This window comes from Rhodothermales bacterium (assembly GCA_013002345.1).
In the GTDB taxonomy this organism is placed as follows: Bacteria; Bacteroidota; Rhodothermia; order Rhodothermales; family JABDKH01; genus JABDKH01.
This window is the reverse complement of sequence record JABDKH010000039.1, coordinates 1-17,426: the sequence shown is the minus strand read 5'-3', so window position 1 is coordinate 17,426 and position 17,426 is coordinate 1. Positions and strand designations below refer to the sequence as shown.

17 protein-coding genes are annotated in these 17,426 nt (G+C 57.5%); 1 reads left to right on the top strand and 16 read right to left on the bottom strand.

Annotated features, from left to right (window positions below):
* From HKN37_01865 to HKN37_01800, 14 genes are all read right to left on the bottom strand, one after another.
* Positions 1 to 817: cytochrome b/b6 domain-containing protein (locus HKN37_01865; protein NNE45385.1), on the bottom strand; the 817-nt coding region annotated here is incomplete at its 3' end.
* A complete protein-coding gene (locus HKN37_01860; protein ID NNE45384.1) occupies positions 810 to 2,786 on the bottom strand; it encodes a hypothetical protein in 1,977 nt (658 codons plus the stop codon). The genes HKN37_01860 and HKN37_01865, both read right to left, overlap by 8 nt.
* Before the next feature lie 375 nt (positions 2,787 to 3,161).
* On the bottom strand, positions 3,162 to 4,247 hold the full coding sequence (locus HKN37_01855; protein NNE45383.1) for a T9SS type A sorting domain-containing protein: 1,086 nt from the start codon (positions 4,245 to 4,247) through the stop codon (positions 3,162 to 3,164).
* 189 nt (positions 4,248 to 4,436) lie between these two features.
* Positions 4,437 to 5,456 (bottom strand): hypothetical protein, encoded by a 1,020-nt coding sequence (locus HKN37_01850; protein ID NNE45382.1) that lies wholly within the window; start codon positions 5,454 to 5,456, stop codon positions 4,437 to 4,439.
* A gap of 1 nt (position 5,457) precedes the next feature.
* The gene (locus HKN37_01845; GenBank protein NNE45381.1) at positions 5,458 to 6,381 is read right to left on the bottom strand and encodes a hypothetical protein; all 924 of its coding nucleotides are present in this window, start codon (positions 6,379 to 6,381) and stop codon (positions 5,458 to 5,460) included.
* Between the two features lie 19 nt (positions 6,382 to 6,400).
* Positions 6,401 to 7,588 (bottom strand): hypothetical protein, encoded by a 1,188-nt coding sequence (locus HKN37_01840; protein NNE45380.1) that lies wholly within the window; start codon positions 7,586 to 7,588, stop codon positions 6,401 to 6,403.
* Between the two features lie 33 nt (positions 7,589 to 7,621).
* Positions 7,622 to 8,251, bottom strand: a complete 630-nt coding sequence (locus HKN37_01835; GenBank protein ID NNE45379.1) for a cytochrome C554 — start codon at positions 8,249 to 8,251, stop codon at positions 7,622 to 7,624.
* A 47-nt stretch (positions 8,252 to 8,298) separates the two neighbouring features.
* Entirely contained in the window at positions 8,299 to 9,549 is a 1,251-nt protein-coding gene (locus HKN37_01830) for a hypothetical protein (protein ID NNE45378.1), read from the bottom strand.
* A 25-nt stretch (positions 9,550 to 9,574) separates the two neighbouring features.
* Entirely contained in the window at positions 9,575 to 10,654 is a 1,080-nt protein-coding gene (locus HKN37_01825; GenBank protein ID NNE45377.1) for a cytochrome bc complex cytochrome b subunit, read from the bottom strand.
* Positions 10,655 to 10,656: 2 nt separating this feature from the next.
* A complete protein-coding gene (locus HKN37_01820) occupies positions 10,657 to 11,091 on the bottom strand; it encodes a Rieske (2Fe-2S) protein (protein NNE45376.1) in 435 nt (144 codons plus the stop codon).
* A 179-nt stretch (positions 11,092 to 11,270) separates the two neighbouring features.
* Positions 11,271 to 11,534, bottom strand: coding sequence for a hypothetical protein (locus tag HKN37_01815; protein ID NNE45375.1), 264 nt, complete (start codon positions 11,532 to 11,534; stop codon positions 11,271 to 11,273).
* A gap of 4 nt (positions 11,535 to 11,538) precedes the next feature.
* Positions 11,539 to 12,639, bottom strand: coding sequence for a metal-dependent hydrolase (locus HKN37_01810; GenBank protein NNE45374.1), 1,101 nt, complete (start codon positions 12,637 to 12,639; stop codon positions 11,539 to 11,541).
* Between the two features lie 22 nt (positions 12,640 to 12,661).
* On the bottom strand, positions 12,662 to 14,257 hold the full coding sequence (locus tag HKN37_01805) for an ATP-dependent DNA ligase (GenBank protein NNE45373.1): 1,596 nt from the start codon (positions 14,255 to 14,257) through the stop codon (positions 12,662 to 12,664).
* A gap of 2 nt (positions 14,258 to 14,259) precedes the next feature.
* Entirely contained in the window at positions 14,260 to 15,300 is a 1,041-nt protein-coding gene (locus tag HKN37_01800; protein ID NNE45372.1) for a ligase-associated DNA damage response exonuclease, read from the bottom strand.
* A 156-nt stretch (positions 15,301 to 15,456) separates the two neighbouring features.
* On the opposite strand from HKN37_01800, the gene HKN37_01795 reads away from it, so the two are divergent.
* Positions 15,457 to 15,924 (top strand): hypothetical protein, encoded by a 468-nt coding sequence (locus tag HKN37_01795; protein ID NNE45371.1) that lies wholly within the window; start codon positions 15,457 to 15,459, stop codon positions 15,922 to 15,924.
* Between the two features lie 313 nt (positions 15,925 to 16,237).
* On the opposite strand, the gene HKN37_01790 is transcribed toward HKN37_01795, so the two are convergent.
* The gene (locus HKN37_01790; protein NNE45370.1) at positions 16,238 to 16,774 is read right to left on the bottom strand and encodes an SRPBCC family protein; all 537 of its coding nucleotides are present in this window, start codon (positions 16,772 to 16,774) and stop codon (positions 16,238 to 16,240) included.
* Between the two features lie 56 nt (positions 16,775 to 16,830).
* The coding region (locus HKN37_01785) for an ATP-binding protein (protein NNE45369.1) at positions 16,831 to 17,426 on the bottom strand (596 nt) is incomplete at its 5' end.

Below are 17,426 nucleotides of genomic sequence, written 5' to 3'. Positions count from 1 at the left end.
CGTCTTCCAGTTCTCCTGATTCCAACAGTTGCGCGTACAAACGGGGCCTGTCCTCTTTCAACTCATGCAAATCCACGCGACCCGTGAAGATCACCGGGTCCATAGGGAATTTGTCCGGCCGAAAATGTGTGTTGAAAAAGTGCACCGTGAAGATGAACCCGGTTGCGAGAAGTGCTTCGTCACTGTGGATGATCGTGGCGACGTTAATCCATGATCCCGGAATACCAAGACGCGTGAAGAACTCCGGAAACCAGAGCAGCATGCCGCTGCTGCCAATTACCAGCACGCCCCAGAACACCGCCATGTAGTCGAACTTCTCCCAGTAGGTCCATCGGCCGTAACCCGGGCGTGGACCGATACCGAGAAACCACTTCACTGTCTGTCCGAACTCGATGATGTCCTGCTTGCGAAACCACAACGTGTCTTCGCCTGATAACATCCCTCGCATCGAGGTCTTCGTCTTCCGCTTGTTTTTGACGAGGTAGCTTAAATGCAGGAAGAAGTACACAAAAGTGATGATGGCAGCGACGCGATGAATGAACCCTGTCACCTCGTAGCCGCCCAGGATTCTTGACAGCGTCTGGAAGACTCCGACCCCGGAAAACTTGATCGTCATTCCGGTGATGGCGAGCGACAGGAAGCTGACGATCACCAGCAGATGCAAGAATCGGGAGTAGCCGTCAAACCTTTCGTAGAATCGCCCCGGCTCCGCGTCCGCAGGGCGTGTCGGTCGCGACGCTTCAATGGTTGCCGCTTCGACAGGAGGGTCGACTCCGTCTTGTTCAACGATCGTAGATCCGTCAACAGGATCACTCATTTGCTGTCCCGCCATTCTTTGTTCTCTCAATCTTCTGGCGTTCCCGGATGGCCCGGGGTATCCAGAGGAGCGTGTGCACACCGAAGAACGCAAACACGCTGACAAGCAGGGTCGTCATGAACAGGTACGTGTAGTGCAGATACGGATACTTGTCCTTGTCGTGGTGCGTCGCGTGTGTCAAGTAGCCAACGAACTTGCGATTTGAGTTAGGATGACAGGCCTTGCACGTCTCAACGACGTTCGCTCGACTCAGCTTTGAGTCCGGATTCGTGGGTGGCAAGATGCTGTGCGCGCCGTGGCAGTCGTAGCATTTTGCGGTCTGCTCGGCGCCGAGCTTGGATACCTTGCCGTGGAACGTGTCGAAGTACGTCTCGGTCACGTCAAGGTGGCACTTGCCACACTGATCGAGGATCTCCTGTCGAAAGTCTCCCACGTCGACCCGCCTGATCGTGTGAGACTTATGGCAGTCGTTACAGACCGGTAGTTTTTCCTCAGTGGTTGTAACTGTGGGGCTATGTACGCTGCTCTGAAACTCATCATAGATGCCCAGATGACACTGGGCACAAGTAGCCGCAATGTTCGAAGGAAAGACCGTAGACGTTGAGTCCGTGATGGGCTTTTCGCTGTGGGCGGTATGGCAACTGACACACGTAGCGGTCACCATGAGCCCGCTCTCGAGCAAACCCTTGCCGTGGATGCTCATCGTGTAGTTGCTTACGATCTGATGCTCCGTCCCTTCGTAGCCGGCCGCCGCTTTCTGTCCGTCGCTATGGCACTGCCCGCACAATACAGGGATGTTCCTGGTGAACGTCGGCGAAGCTTGATCTTCCTTGAAGAGTGTCCCGTGAGAACCGTGACAATCCGCGCAGTTTGGCGCCGTCGAATCCCCCTCTGCCACCCGTCGACCATGCTCACTTGCGGTGAACTCCTCAACCTGCTCGGTGTGGCACATGGCGCAGTCGACAGGTCCACTCCCGATGCAAACCGGGGTTTTCGAGCGAGATACGTTCGTATGACACTTGAAGCAGGCATTTCCGCCGTGTGCCGAACCTGCGATCTCATCGGCGTCAACGTAGAGGGAAACCTGCTCTCCGTCTTTCTCTACCTGGAAGTCCGGGTCGCCATGACACGACAGGCACTGGCTGTCGGGAAAGCTCTCGGTATAGAAGACCCTCCGAACAATGTGTGGCTGATGGCAATCGACACAGATCGGCAACTGATGCGGCTTTTCTTCCCAGAGCTTTCCTTCGATGACCTTCACGTGCACTTTCTCGATCTGCGAGTGACACTGCATGCAGGTCGTGGCAATGTTTCGCTGGTGGATGGCCGACCGCGAGTCCTCGTGCGGAAGGATGTCGTGAGATTTGTGGCAGCTGGTGCACACGGCTGTTACGGTCAGTCCGCGCCTGAACAGCCCGTCGCCGTGGATCGACTGCGAGTAGTTTTCCAGGACATTGTGCTGGCTGATCTCGCGCAGTTCCGATACGAGCGTACCTTCCTTGTGACACGTCCCACAGAGATTCGGGATGTTCATGACGAATGTGGGCGACCTCTCATCCGTCGACGACCGCATATTGTGCTTGCCATGGCATGACTGGCACGTCGGTGCCAGGTAGCGACCCCGTCTCAATGCCTGACCATGCAGGCTGCGTTCGTACTCCGCGAACTGGTCATCGTGGCACATGTCGCACTCGACCTTCTCAAGTACGTCCTCGTGAGGGAGGTCGTCCACGTCGACATCTGAGTGGCAGGATGTGCAACCCTCTTTGCCATGTACAGAAATCGCGTGCGAGCGGTAGTTCACAAAGAGGGAGATGGTGCGGCCGTTCACCTCCTTTGTGAGAGTGCGGTCATCATGACACATCATGCACTCCTCGTCCTCCTCCACGGCATACTCCTGGGCCAGAACAGGAGGGCCCAGCAGAGGCAGGAGGACAAGCAGCAGTAGCGAGGCGCAGATTTGTCTCATGTTCATCATTCCAGGCTCGCACCGTTCCGGCGTCTGGTCGGATCGGTCGGAGAGCCAGGTTGCTTCGGGCGGTGCCAGCGGTAATCGGGTCTTGAGTCGTTTGCGAGGTTCTCCAATCCGCAAATTGTCAGTGGATCAGTGTGTGCAGCGCTGTACTGGCGAGTCGATTTCACTACACGTAATTAATCGACTGGCGGCGAGAAACTAAATAGTCTTTGCCGTACACCATTTGTAGGGAAATGCCTTACACGTAAGCGTTCTTTATCGAGACGTGGCCGGTGAGGCGAGGTCGCGAGTGCAGAGCTTTCGCCCACAGAAAAGGGGCGACCCACGATGTGGATCGCCCCCGTCTGGCACAGGACTGTCAATCGGTGGCTACTTCAGCAGCACAACCTGTCGGGATTCGTAGAAGTCCGCACCCTGCAGCTGGATGATGTACGTGCCGCTGGCCAGTCCGGCGGCGTCGAACGTGACGCGATGCGCTTCATTCGCACTCAGCGTTCCATTAAACAGGTCCGTGACCTGGCGACCCATTTCGTCGAAGACGCGAACCCGAACTTCCTGGTCCTGCCTCACAGCGAATTCGAACGTCGTGGTGGGGTTGAACGGGTTAGGGTACGCCTCGGAAAGAAAGAACTGATCCGGTACACCTACTGCAACCTCGATCTGCTCGGACACCGTCGTCGTGCCGTCGAAATCGATCTGCCGCAGACGGAAACGATGCGTTCCGGGCAGCAGATCGTTGATGGTGTAGCTGTAGTCACGTGCCTCGGAGGTCGTGCCGGCTCCCGGAACGAATCCGACTGCCTCAAAGCTGCCGCTGTCGTCAGCGTGCTGAATATCGAAGCCGATGTTGTTGGACTCGGACTCGGTACGCCAGTCAAGAATCGCATTCTGCCCGTCAAGACGAACGTCGAAAGAGGACAGCTCGACGGGAAGCGCCAGCGAGATGGTCCATGTCTCGTTGTAGACGGGCTTGGACGTCTTCGAGGCACCAGCGACATACACAGTCACGGCCTGTGTCTCACTTACTCCGGGAGTCCACGTCACTTTCCACTGACCAGGATCGCCTCCCTGGCTGTCGTGTGTCACGTGCGTGTTGGAGAGAGAAAACTTCGTGGCGTCGAGGCTCTGATTAAGTGTAATCGTACCGACGACGTTGTTGCCGGTTGTGGCATCAACTACGACAAGCTCAAAACCGTGCTCGCTTTCGCCCGGTTCATCCATTTCCACGGTAATATCCAGAGGAACGCCCGGGGTGTAGCTGGCAGGCGCAGTAATCGTGAGAGATCCTGTGCCGGATGCCGAACTATGACAATTCGTGCAGGTGCGCCCATCGATTGGGGCTCCCGTGTAACCGCCGGGAGAGCCGCTGCCCCGGAGAATTGCAAAGCCCAGAAGGCTTCCTGCTGCTATGACGACCAATGCAGGGCCGGTGACGCTTGGTAGTAGGTTCTTCATGAGATATCCGTGGGACTAGTTGGTGCGACAAGTAGAGTCCTGACCCTCGCGCAGGGAGCCAAGAGTATGCTCAACTGAGAACGCTGCGCCAGGTTGGTGGACCGTTACCACTTACGGGTGGCGTAGAGGCGAGCAACTCATGTTATCGTCTTCGGAACAACTCTACTCAAATCCGGCGTTGAGCGCGACCTAGAACAGGTCTTTTTCGCCGTTGATGTGCAGCGTGGGGTCGAGGATGTTGTTTTGCTGATCGGTGACACCGACATGGCAGGACGAGCAGGCCAGCGCGGCCGGAATGTGACCGATAGGTGGGAGCGAATGGCACGACCCGCACTCGGCCTCGCCAGTGCCTACTGCACTCCAGACCACATTCGGATTGTTGCCGCGAATGAAATCCTCCGCGTAGCCCCACGAATTCGCGCCGGCATCTGCCTTCGCAAAGGCGAAGCCTCCATGGCAGTAGCTGTTGCCGCAGGTTGACGTCGCGAAGTCGTAAGTGGGATCCAGCTCGCCGTCGTGGGTAGCGAGTGTGCCGAACACCAATTCCGCCATACCCGGCGTCGAATCATCCACTACATGCCCCGGGTCATCAAAATCATCGGGCTCGACGTGGCACTCCGAACACTCGACACCCGCCGCGATCTGTGCAGCGATGTGTTGCTGATGAGCACCAACGCCGGAGGCGGTGGTTGCCGTGTTGTCCATCAGGTCCTGCGGCGGCGCGTCGTTCTGGGCGCCTCCGTGGCAAACGGAGCACTCTTCAGGGCCATCATCGCCGACGTGGCACGTCAGACAACTGATGGTCTCGCCCACCTGCACTGAAATGATCTCCCGGCCGTAGTCGCCGCCATGACAGGTCTGACACTTCGTGATATCCCAGTCCGCCATGTCCTGAAATACCGCCTCGTGGAACTCGATGGACGCCGGCACAGCAAACCCTTCAGGATGAGGATACGCACTATGACACGTCGCGCAGGATACACCGGAGGTGCCTCCACCATAGTCCTGCCCATGACATGACTGACAACTTTCCGATGGGCTGGCACTCTCGAGTACGAACTTCCCATGGAACGTCTCCGACGACGCACTATTCCAGCCGTCCGGGTGCGTTTTCTCGACAAGGAAATCCGACGTGTCCGCGCAAGAGGCCAGCAGCCATGCGGCGAACACAACGAGTACAGCAACGGGAATACTGCGCAACTTCAGCATATCAGTTAGGCGATCCGTGGCAGGGTTGGCAGATCTGATCTGCGTTATCCTCGTGGCACGCAATACAGTTGTTCAGGTCACTTGAGGCCTCGAACCGGTGCAAGCCGCCGTCGACCCGGTTTACCCAGCCGGGGCGGTGATTCAACGGCAGGACCTGGTTGTCGTTGTGACAGTCCACGCAGAACGTCTGATCGGTGTGGCACGATATGCATGCTTTCTCCTGGCTCCTCGCGTCCAGCGCATGCGTAAACTCGTAGTTGAGCGGGTGCGTAAATCTGTCGACGTTGTCTCCCTCGTGGCAATCCTGGCAGAAGTCATCGTCGTGACACGACTGGCACTGCAACCCGTTCAGATCCGAATGCGCATCAGTCTGGGCCATGTCCGAGTGTGTATGCAGAAATCCGGCGACATGGCTGGCGGGCTTCAGCACGTCGTCCGGCATGTGGCACGTAGCGCATTCGAGAGAAGCCGATTCCATTTCGTGGCAATCCTGGCAGTTGAGCATCGTCGGCAGAGATGACTCTTCGGTCGGCGCTTCGACGAGTACAGCCGCGTGGCAGTCCTGACACTCGAAGCCACCAACAAGATGCTTCTCGTGAGAGAATTTCTGGCTGTATCTCGTGATGTAGTCCGAGCTCTCCGGATCGTCCGGATTCGTGTGGCATGTTGCGCACTCGTCGTCATCGTCGACATCGTGGCAATCGGCACAGACATCCATGTCCGGCAGAAGATTGTCCAGGCCGGTCGTGCTGCTCTCGACACCACCGTGGCACTCGTCGCACGCCATTTCGTTCTCATCCACATGAAGAACGTGGCTGAATATCAATTCGTCAGGTGGCGCGGGGCGCACGCCGTCAGGCATGCGCGACTGAAAAACGAACGCCAGAACGAGCGGCGAAATCAGTATGACGAGTCCGGATTTCAATGCGTTGTTCTCTTCTTGATCAGATGGTAGACAGTCGGTAGGAGACCCTGAACAGGAGTCGCAGGTCGTTGTCGTACAGACTGTTCAGGCTTTCCTGGAGCTCCGCATCAACTGTGACCTCGCGACCCGCGTTGTATCGCAGTCCTGCCGAAAAGGAGGTCGCGTCCTCGTCGAAATCGGCGGTGTATCGCTGGAAATTATAATAGCTGCTCCGGGCTCTTGCCTCAAATTTCGGTGTCAATGCATAGCGGGCCTCACCATACAGCCCGATGCGATCTCCCCCGAACCCGGACTGGTATACGACGCCGATGGTGCCCCACCGTGCTGAGAGCGTTCCGATGATTTCGTTCCCGGTCTCGCTCTCATCGTACAACGTATAGTAGTTCTGTATTCCTACCTGGTACTGTCCGAATTGACGATAGACGGCGCCACGTATCTGTTGATAGGCGTTCAGACTGAAGATGTTGAAGTAGGAATCCTCGAACACCTGGGGTTTCTGACTCTGGAACTCGCCAGAAACGGTCCATGGGCCTGTCGCATACGAGAGTCGATACCGCATGCGCTGGTAATCTTCATCCTGCAAATTGTAGTCGAGCTGCGCGAGGTACGTCAGCCCGTCAAGCAGTTGGCCGGTTAAAGAAGCACCTGCTACCTGCCAGACAAGATTATCCGACCGGTTGCGTTGGAAGTAGCTCACGTCCAGTTTCGCCTGTCGGGCAAAACGGCCCGACGCGAAGCCGCCCAGCACATAGCCATCGTCCGGAGAGAGGAATTCAAATGCCCGGTCGCGGGGCGTTTCAAGTCCCGCGACGAAGCGAACCCTGATGTCTCTGGTGGGTGTTGCTGCCACCGAGAAGGCATCGGACGATGCGTTGATCACTCCGTCGTACAGGAACTGACGGCCAAGCCGAAGATCGACGCGCGAATCCGGTTTCCATCGAAGAGACCCGTTGTACCAGCGCGCTTCCCATTCTCCGGGATCGCCACGACGCGCCACCCTCATGTAGGATCGCAACTGGAGCTGCGGAGCGTCGTGGAGCCATGCTCGAAAGCGAAGACCCTGGTAGAAGTCGCCCCGTTGGTCTCCGTCGGCAGTTTCATACGAATACAAGTACGACTGTGTCGTGCCTGTAAACTCAACCTGGCTGAACGCCGGGGTTGCGATCACCCCGGCGAACAGAATCGATACGAATGATTGCTTCAGCACAGGCTAGCCCCTTTACCTGTAGTGGGTAGAAGCCTACTTGTATTCCGCCTTTCTTGCGTCGGGAATCGGATGCGCAATCTTCTCGGAGTACTCCGTAAAGTCGAATCCTTTAAAGGTCGGGCTCTTGTCATTGTGACACGCGACGCAGGTCTCTTCCGTTGGCGTTACGAGGCCTACAGACGCGCCATCCGTTTCACCGGATGTTATCGACACCATGGTCTTCTTTTTGTAGTAATTGCCGCCGGCGCCGTGGCACGACTCGCAGGACACGCCATCCTCGACACTGTACTTCGTGCCGAGAAGCTCCGGAGCAACGCCGTGCGCTGTGATGTGGCATGCAAGGCATTCGTCCGCCGTCTGCGGGTTATCTATGCCTGCAGCTGCCGCGAACTCCTTGGCCTCGTCAGTTCCCAGTGTCGCATACGCTCCGGCATGCGGACCCTCCAGCCACTTCCCGTACTGCTCGCCCACTTCCTCTTTCCTGTGACACGTCTTGCACTTGGCGGCTCCGATGAACTCCGCGTCATCGAGCGCGACAACGGAAACCGTTCCGTCATCTGAGACTGTCCGCGACGTCGGTCGGTCGACCTGCATGGCAACAATGAGGAGTGCGACAGCAAGCACCGAAATGCTAGACGCAGCTAGGGTTATCAATCGCTTCATTTTGTATTCACCACGATGGTTCTTCTTTACAGTCGTTTATCGTCTGGTCAAGAGTCCTTAACGGACTCAATTTCTCTAATTTTGAAGAAAAGTGCTACGGTCAAAATTGTTATGAACAGCGTTGCTACACCAAAGCCGAGCCGGCGAAAACCGAAGGCTTCGATCTCCGATCGCGCAAGTTCAACGGCATCTCTTGCCGTCTCGATCCCGACCGTTGTGACTTCGCCTGTCTTCGCGGGGTCGAACGTGTGCACCAGTGTTCGAGCGGTGATCAGGCTCTGGTTCGCTTCGCGCTGCAAATAGCTGATATCAAGGTCATCCATGCCAATTCGGTGAACTTCCTCAGCCAGCACGCGCGCTGAGTCCTGAGCGCTGACGAGCGCGGTGAGTTGCGCGTACATCTCTTCGGCAACCCTGTAGCCGTCGTCTCCCTCGTCGTGACAGGCCGTGCACACTGACTCATCACCGACGCCGACCATCTCAAGCGTCGTCTTTGAGACGTCGTGGATTCCGTGACACTCCTCGCAGCCGTGAAGCTCCTCTTCGTTGAACGCCCGCGCCATATTCGTTTCGTGGAAAAACTCGGCGTTGTTCACGTGGCACATGCCGCACACGTATTCAATCGCATCGACGCCGGGCGGCATGGCTCCGTGATTCCCGTGACAATCGTTACAGGCCGGCGAGCCCGTGTCCTGCCTCTCGAGCAGAGCCACGCCATGAACGCTCTTGGCGTAGTCGCGATACTGATTCGTTCGGATCCCGTACCCCGCCATGTAGTCCGCGTCTCCGTGACACTGATTGCACATGCCCGGAACGTTGAGTGGGTGGACAGAAGATCGTCCGTCGGTAGCGGGTAGTATCGCGTGCGACGTGTGGCAGCTTGCACACTCGGCCACCATCAGGTCTCCCTGCTGGAGTTTCTCGCCATGCACACTCGTGTAGTACTGGCTGACCTGGTCGGTCGAGGCACTCGGCTGGTAGCGTCGCATGATGCGGAGGTCGGAGTGACAGTTCCCGCACAATTGAGGCACGTCGGTCGCCTCCGGGATGCCGACGAAGTTTCCGGAGTGGGCGATCTCCTCATCGTCCGAGCGCGCGTCTCCACCATGGCAGCCGACGCACGAAAGGCCTTCCTTCATGTGCACGTTGTCCATGAGAAAGCCTTCCGGCAGCGCCTCAAGATCTACGTGACACACGACGCACTCGTCATTTGCCAGATTGTCTGGCACGTCTTGCGCCGTTGCCACTGTCAGCGGCACAAACGCGGCCACCAGCCAGAGCCCGATTTTATATGTCATGTTCGGATTCACTGATTCGTTTGGTCTACACGGCGTATCCAATAATGGTCATCACGATGATGAAAAACAGCGCAAATAACCCGATTAGGACCATTGGTTTCAGTTTCCCGGTCGAACGGCTTCTTATCTCCCAGAAAGGGACCAACATCCATGCCAGCGCTGCAATGGCGAACGCCAGGACGCCCAGGACTTCTCCTTCCATGCCCAGTATGTGCGGCGGAATCCACTTCAGGGCCTGGAACATGAACATGAAGAACCACTCTGGCCGAATACCCGCCGGTGCCGGTACGAAGGGATCAGCCTTGACTCCGATCTCCCATGGGAAGAAGACCGACAGGAACAGTACAAGGTTCAGTACGATGAGCCAGGCAAATACATCGCGAAGCAGAAAATTTGGAAAGAAGGGGATCATCTTCTTTCGATCGGCCGGCATGTTCGCCACGGACTCCGGTTCGTGCATGCCCTGTCTCTGAACGAACAGGAGGTGGATGCCCAGGAAGATCGTAAAGATCGCCGGTATCAGGGCGATGTGGAATGCATAAAAGCGTGTCAGTGTTGCGCCCGTGACGTCCGGTCCGCCTCGAAGCACAATCTTGATGGCATCTCCGATGAGCGGCACCACGCCGGCGATATCCGTTCCCACCTTGGTTGCGAAGAACGCGAGCTCATTCCACGGAAGCAGATACCCGCTGAAGCCGAACCCCATGGCCAGAAGCAGCAAGATGAACCCTGTCACCCATGTCAATTCTCGGGGCTTGCGATATGCCGCCGTGAAATACGTGCTGAACATGTGGACAAAGATGAAGAAGATGAACAGGTTCGCGCCCCAGCTGTGTATTGACCGGAACAGCCATCCGAACGGCACCTTGTTCATGATGAAGCGGATACTTTCGTACGCGCTGTCTTCACCCGGCTGGTAGTACAAGAGCAGGAGAATTCCCGTGAAGAGCTGGACGATAAACAGGAAGAGCGACACGCCGCCCATGTAGTACCAGATCGTGTGGCGGTGGATCGGCACCATCTTGTGGCGCATGAATTCGATGAGCGGGCTCAGCTGGAAACGCTCATCAAGCCATTGAAATACCTGCTCTTTCTTCGTCGACATGCTCAAGCCTCCGCTTTTGCGACAAAGAGTTCGCCATCCACAACATTCACGGCGTACTGGCTCAGCGGCCGTGGCGGAGGGCCTGACACGTTCAGTCCGCGCAGATCGTAAATACCGTTGTGACAGGCACACCAGATGTCTTTCTTATCGGACCTGAACTGGACGGTACAATCCAGGTGGGTGCACGTCGCTTCGAACGCCTTGAATTCGCCGCTGTCGAGCCGGATGAGCAGGACCGGCGTCCGACCGAATTTGACAATCTCGCTCGTGCCGGCCGGGAAATCCGTGGCTACACCCCACTTTATCGAACTGACTGTGGCTTCGGGAAGCTCGGGTGGCTTGAGAAAAGAGAAAACCGGGTACAGGACGGACGCGAGCCATCCGACGAGGCCGGTGCCGATGAGGGCGTTCAGGAACTTGCGTCTCGTTTCAGCCATGGCAGGTTTAGTCGGGCGCTGGTTTGGGGTGTCGGAGGAGTCGCATCCCTAATGTATCAAGATGTAATGCCAAATCAACGCATCCAACTCATTTTTAGCGTTTTTGGGTGACATTTCAGATCGGCGGAAATGCGACTCGGCTTTAACACGGTTCGGCGTGCGGGGGATTTAACCACACTTCATGTAGTGACGTCGTTCGAATCGGTACCGCCAGTTTTTCGAAGGCGATTAATGACCGCGCGTGTGATCTCGAAGAGAAGAGCAATTCCGAGAGCGGCCAGCGCAGTGTACGGCAAGAAATACGTATACAGGGCCTGCATGGCGGGCCAGAACATGGCCTGGCCGCTCTGATAGGCGACTGCGGCCACGATGGGTGGAATGAGCACGATGGCGATCACGAATGCGATCGCTATCACCATTGACTCTCGCACAAATCTGTTCACGGCTTTACTCTTCCTGTGGACTATTTGTCGCAACGGCGTCCGGCGCGGTTTCGCACCCGAACCACCCACCGCGCCAGCCCTTGCCGATGGGTTCTCCGAGGATGCGACAGACAAACGCATCCACAACGTCCGAGCGATTCGAAAAACCGGGCCGATGCGATTCCAAGGCTGCAATACGGCCGGCCCCGTCAAGTCGCATCTCATAGCGAAAGATAGAGTCTCCGCTGTCTGTCAAAAAGAAGTCCGTTCGGCCTACATGGAGATCGTTGAAGTACAAAACCCCGCCCTCTTCACTGATCGTGAATAACTCTCGGGAAAACCAGTACAGCGCGGATGCCTCTCCGGTTCTCGAGTTCGCAGGCATCAGCTCTTCGTGTTTCGGGATGGCACGAAAGGAGATGACGTCATCGTCGTCAAGTATGGAATGCAGCCCGACCCAGACGGTATCTGCGTCGGCTGCCAGAATTGTCCAGAGGATATTGTTGAACAGGCTCGGCATGACCTCCAGATGTTCATAGGGAATCTCCTGTCTGGCGAGGTTATCGTTGGCGATCGCCCGAACGTGCAACATGTTGACGGCGGTGAGTGCCAGATACAGCGTGCTCGACACCAGTCCGAAATAGTTGAAGACGCGGCGTGCCTGACGGTCGCGGCGGAGAAACATGGCGCCAATGATTCCGACCAGCAGCGGAAGCGTGTACAACGGATCGATGATGGAAATCGTGTTGAAGGCGAAGGGTGTATTGGAAAAGGGAAACAGCAGTTGTGTGCCGTAGGCAGTGAAGGAGTCCAGCACTGCATGCGTGAGGAAGGCCGCTCCGGCGAGCACGGTCCAGCGCCAGGCTCGCGCTCCGTTCTCCTTGTGCAGCCGCGACAGCAACCAGCCTGCGATTGGCGCCACGATCACGGTAAACATCACCGCGTGCGTGGGGCCGCGATGAAACAGCAACTGGCCCGACTCGGAGAGAAATGGGTACGCCAGCACATCGAGGTCGGGAATTGTCCCCAGCACGGCACCCCAGATTGGCGCCTTGTTGCCGACTTTTCGTCCGAGGGCCGCTTCGCCGACGGCTGCGCCCAGCGCTATCTGTGTAATCGAGTCCATGAACGACGCACGTCGAGAATCGTCAACGAGGTGGGAGGAGTGACTTTAGCGTGGCCAGGCGGTCGGCGGCCTTCGCGTCTTCGCCTTCGAGCCATTTCTGAATTCGCGCGCTTCGTACGGCCACGCCCGACTTGTGCCGGGTCGACGTCCTGATCGCCTCGAACGAGATTTCGAACATGAGCTCAGGGCTGACGCTGCTTACCGGCCCGAAACGTTCAACGGTATTCTGCTTCACAAATCCGTTGATCGCTTTGACCTCTCTTTCCGTGAGTCCCTGGTGCGCGTGCGTGAATGGCACGAGCGTATTGTCTTCATCCCAGACCGCAAACGTGTAGTCGGTGTAGCCGTCGCGTGAATCCGCTTGACGACGCTCGGCATAGATCAGTACCGCCGCGATCGTGAGTGGATCAGCCTTCCAATTCCACCATGCTTTCGTCACGCGATCATCAACATAGGGTGCGTCAAGATCCTTCAGGACAAGTCCTTCTACCCGCCTGTTTCGACTCTCCTTGCGCAGCGCGTCGAGGTCAGCCCAGGTTTCGAAATCTATCGTCTTGGACAAACACATCGCCGCGGAGCCTGGCATGTCGGAAAGCAGCTTCGCAAGTATGCGCCGCCGGGCGCGCAGTGGTTGATCGCGGATACTCCGGCTCTCGTACTCTAGCAGGTCAAACACGATACAGCAAGTTGGCGTATCTCGTAGAAGCTTTGGCCCCAATGTTTTATGGCCGAGTCGCCGCTGAAGCTCGCCAAATGACAGTACGCCGTCCGGACCCCACGCGAGCAGTTCGCCGTCGAGAACGGTTCCATCGGGCAGCATCATGGCGCTGGCTGCCGTCTCCGGAAAACGTTCCGTGACGAGTTCGCCCTTACGCGTCCACATAAAGACCTGCCCGTGACGTCGGATAATCTGAACCCGTATCCCATCCCACTTCCACTCGGCCATCCACTGCTCCGGCACTGCGAGTGTGGTCGGGTCACTCTCCAGTAGATGCGCCGGGCAGAAGGGATACGGACGGCTTGCTGTTGTGTCCGAGGTGTCATGGGCCACCAGCCTTCCGAAGAATTCGGCGGAAGGCTGCCAGTCGCCAGCCATCCGATGCACCAGTACACTCTCCTCGAGTCCGAACGCGACAGACAGGCCTCGGACGACGAGTGCTTTTGAAACACCTGCGCGAAGGCCGCTCGTCAGGATCTTGTTCCACACTAGCCGCGAGTCCGCATCCATTTCTTTCCACGCACCCGTCACCTTTCGACGCTGTACTTCCTCGGGTGCATCGCGAAGCGGTAGAAGGTGCTGGTCGACCCACTCGTGAAGAGGTCGTCGTTCGACCGTCTTCGTCGTCGGAAGAACCCGGGTGATGGTTTCCGCCAGATCGCCGACGACATCGTGGCAGTCGTCAAACAACCAGTCCTTGATACTGGCATGCTCAGCCGCCCATCGACGCAGGCGTGCCGTCTTCACCGCTCGTTTCGGACGACGCCCGATCAGGAAGTACACGGCCCATGCGGCATCTGCCGCACCGGCAAGCGCAAAATAGTCGGCGAGCGCGGCGGTCTTCTCACCGGTCTTCGTCGTCTCGTCCAGTCGTCGATACAGACGGGAGAACTCGTGCATCTTTACGCAGACGCCTCTTCGTCGATCGTCACGATCTTCGAATCGCGCTCCGCGTTTTCTTCGAGCGGCGCGGCGGACGTACCGTTCTCGTTGAGCCATCGACACAGTTGCCTGGTGTAGCCATGCGTCGCCAGAACTCGCGAACAGCCCGATCCTTTGATGACCTCAATCAGAGACGGCCAGTCGACGTGGTCCGACACAACAAACCCTCGATCCGAACCTCGTTGGCGGCGCCGGCTCCGGATTGCCATCCAGCCGCTGGCGAAGGCTACCGACGTCGGTCCAAGACGACTGAACGCCGGCGAATCGGCCGGCACGTTCGGGGTCACAACGATTCCGTCAGACCAGCGGGATGGCACGGCAGCATTCTCCAGATCAATGGTCTCTGCATCCAGTCTGCCCTGCTCGCGGTACAGATTGTTCATACGCTCCACCGCCGGGTGACAGTAGATGGGCCCGATCGACGGATCCAGCCCTGCGATGAGCCTCTGTGCTTTGCCGAGGCTGTATCCGAGAAGCACGCTGGTGACGCCGCGATCGCGATTGGTTCTCCACCACTGGTTGATGTCGTCCGTGACCACCGAAGGGTCTGGCCATCTGTAGATCGGCAATCCGAACGTACACTCCGTGACGAGCGTGTCGCACATGACCTGTTCAAACGCTTCACACGTGGAGTCCGCCTCGGTCTTGTAGTCGCCTGTCACGACCCACACCTCACCCCTGTATTCGACCCGAATCTGCGCGGACCCCAGAATATGTCCGGCCGGATGCAGGGAGACGGAGACGCCGTTCATGACAACCGTCTCGCCAAATTCCACTGTTTGGATCGGTGCAGTTTTGCCCAGGCGCTCGCGAAGTATCGGCGCACAGGACGGAGATGAGAGGTAAGCCTTCGAGCCGGGACGAGCGTGATCGGAGTGGCCGTGTGTGATGATCGCCCTGGCCACTGCGCGCTGCGGATCGATATAGAATCGACCCGCATCACAGTACAGACCGTTTCGGTTTACGGTGAGTAAGGGTTGCCGGGATTCCGTGGTAACCATCTCGGCGGGTGATGACTTGCTGCTGAGGGCGACCTCTTACGCATTGGAGAGATGTTTGATCACTGACGCGGCGGTTACCGGAACCAATGTCACGACTTCAGACTATGTAGCGCTATGACCAACTGAAATCCTGGAATGCAACCGGAGCTTTGAATCATGGGTGGACTCGCGAGACTGATTGATAACAAGGTGCAACACGGTGCGGCTACCCTCGACGAGGACGCGGATCAGCTCCTCCAGGCCGATGGGAATGCGTTGCTGATAGGGATTCTGCTTGATCAACGAATCAAGGCCGAGATGGCTTTTGTGGGCCCGCTAAAAATGAAACAGCGGCTCGGCCATCTGGACATGCGCAAGATTGCGAAGATGGATCTCGAAAAACTGCAGGACATCTTCCGACAGAAGCCGGCGGTGCACAGCTTTGCAAACATGATGGCCGGCCGTGTCCAGGAGCTGGCGCAGACTCTGGTCGATGAGTACAAAGGGAATGCGGCGAACCTGTGGAACGACGGCTCTGATCTCGCAGCGGTTCAAAAACGACTCGGGAAGATCAAGGGGTTCGGTCCGAGCAAGTGTGCGATGGTTGGCGATGCGCTGGACCTTTTTGAGCACCGGACTTTCTAGGCGGTCGAGGAATGCCTCATCGTCTCATGGATCCCGGCTCGTTGGCCGGGATGACGTTGGGGTAGGTATGAACCCTGGCTCAGTGGCCGGGGTGGCGTTGGGGTGAGTGTCATCCTGAGTTCGCGAAGGATCTCTGGTCTGGGGTGATTCGAGCGACGTTCTGCGGACCGAAAGCACAGGTCCCTCACTGCGTTCGGGATGACCCTGGGGTAACGCGGCCTCGCGGAGACGCCCCCGAAGGAATCGTCATTGCGATGAGGAGCCCCTCGCTACGAAGAAGCAATCCGGGACGCATTCAACACGAGCCAGAGCTTCAGCCACCTCTCCCCGACTCCGCAAGCTCCTTCAGCCGATCCAACCCGCTCTGGTAGTCGGCAGACATGTACGGTGTAAACACCTTCATGAAATACCGTGCCGCAATATTACCGCCGACATCGCCCTCGGACGACCACGTCACGTGTGTCTCACCACCAACATTATCCAGAACAATCGACGACGCGGCTCCAAACGCGTTGTCGTCCATCGAGAAGTAGTAGTCGATGCGGCGCAATGAGTCGACGCCCGTGATCTCCATTCGCCCCGTCCCTTGATTCCCCGACCACTCCGTTACCTGGCCGACGCCCGTTTCAGTACCGCTGTACGAGTACGTCATATCGGGATCTGCGGCCGCCCATGCTGTCCACGCGGGCCACTGACGAAACTCTGCAACGTGAGGGTACACCTCCGCCGGAGTCGCCTCAATGGCGACGGATTCACTCACTTCCCATTCAGCGGGTAGCAAGAATCCGACGATCACCAGAAGAAAGAAGATGACAAGGATCGCAACGAGAATAATCTTGACGGCCTTCATGCTCGTTTACCTTTGACGCGCTGTTCTTTTTGACAGATCCGAGCTGCAGCGTGGGTCTACTGCGGCACCCACGCCAGTGCAACAAAGTGGACGTCGACGTCCGTCCTTCGTGGTTTCAGTTCGAACGTTTCGAGTCGTCCCATTTCAGGATCAAGGCGTTCCTTCAGGTCCTCAATCTCCTGCTCTAGCTCCTTTTCGAGTTCGTCGAGAGCTTCCTGGCGTGCGCTGAGATCCTCGAGGGCTCGCTCTACATCCTGCTTCTCTTTGGAAGTTCGCGACATGCCCCGCACCGTGGTCGAAGCTCGCCCGACGCTCGATCGGCTAATAGCCTTTCGTCCGAGAAGAGCCGACAACACGGTGGGCCCGATGTTTACGTAGTTGCTCATCTTCACGGACTCCGCCTGCTCCTGCTCGCGGTCGACCTTCTGTTCCGCCTTGCGAATCCGCTCCGCGGCAGTCGTGATCTTCCTCTCGTATTTCCCCCGAAGTTCCTCAATCTGATTGTCTCTCTCCTCCCGCCCAACGTCCCGCAGGCGAATCCGAAAATCTCGTTCGCTTTCGTCAGGATCGGATGCCACCCCGAGTCCCGGATGGAGAAAGGATGTGACCCGCTCCTCTCGATAGAGCCAGTCGGCGAGGTCCTTTTTCCATG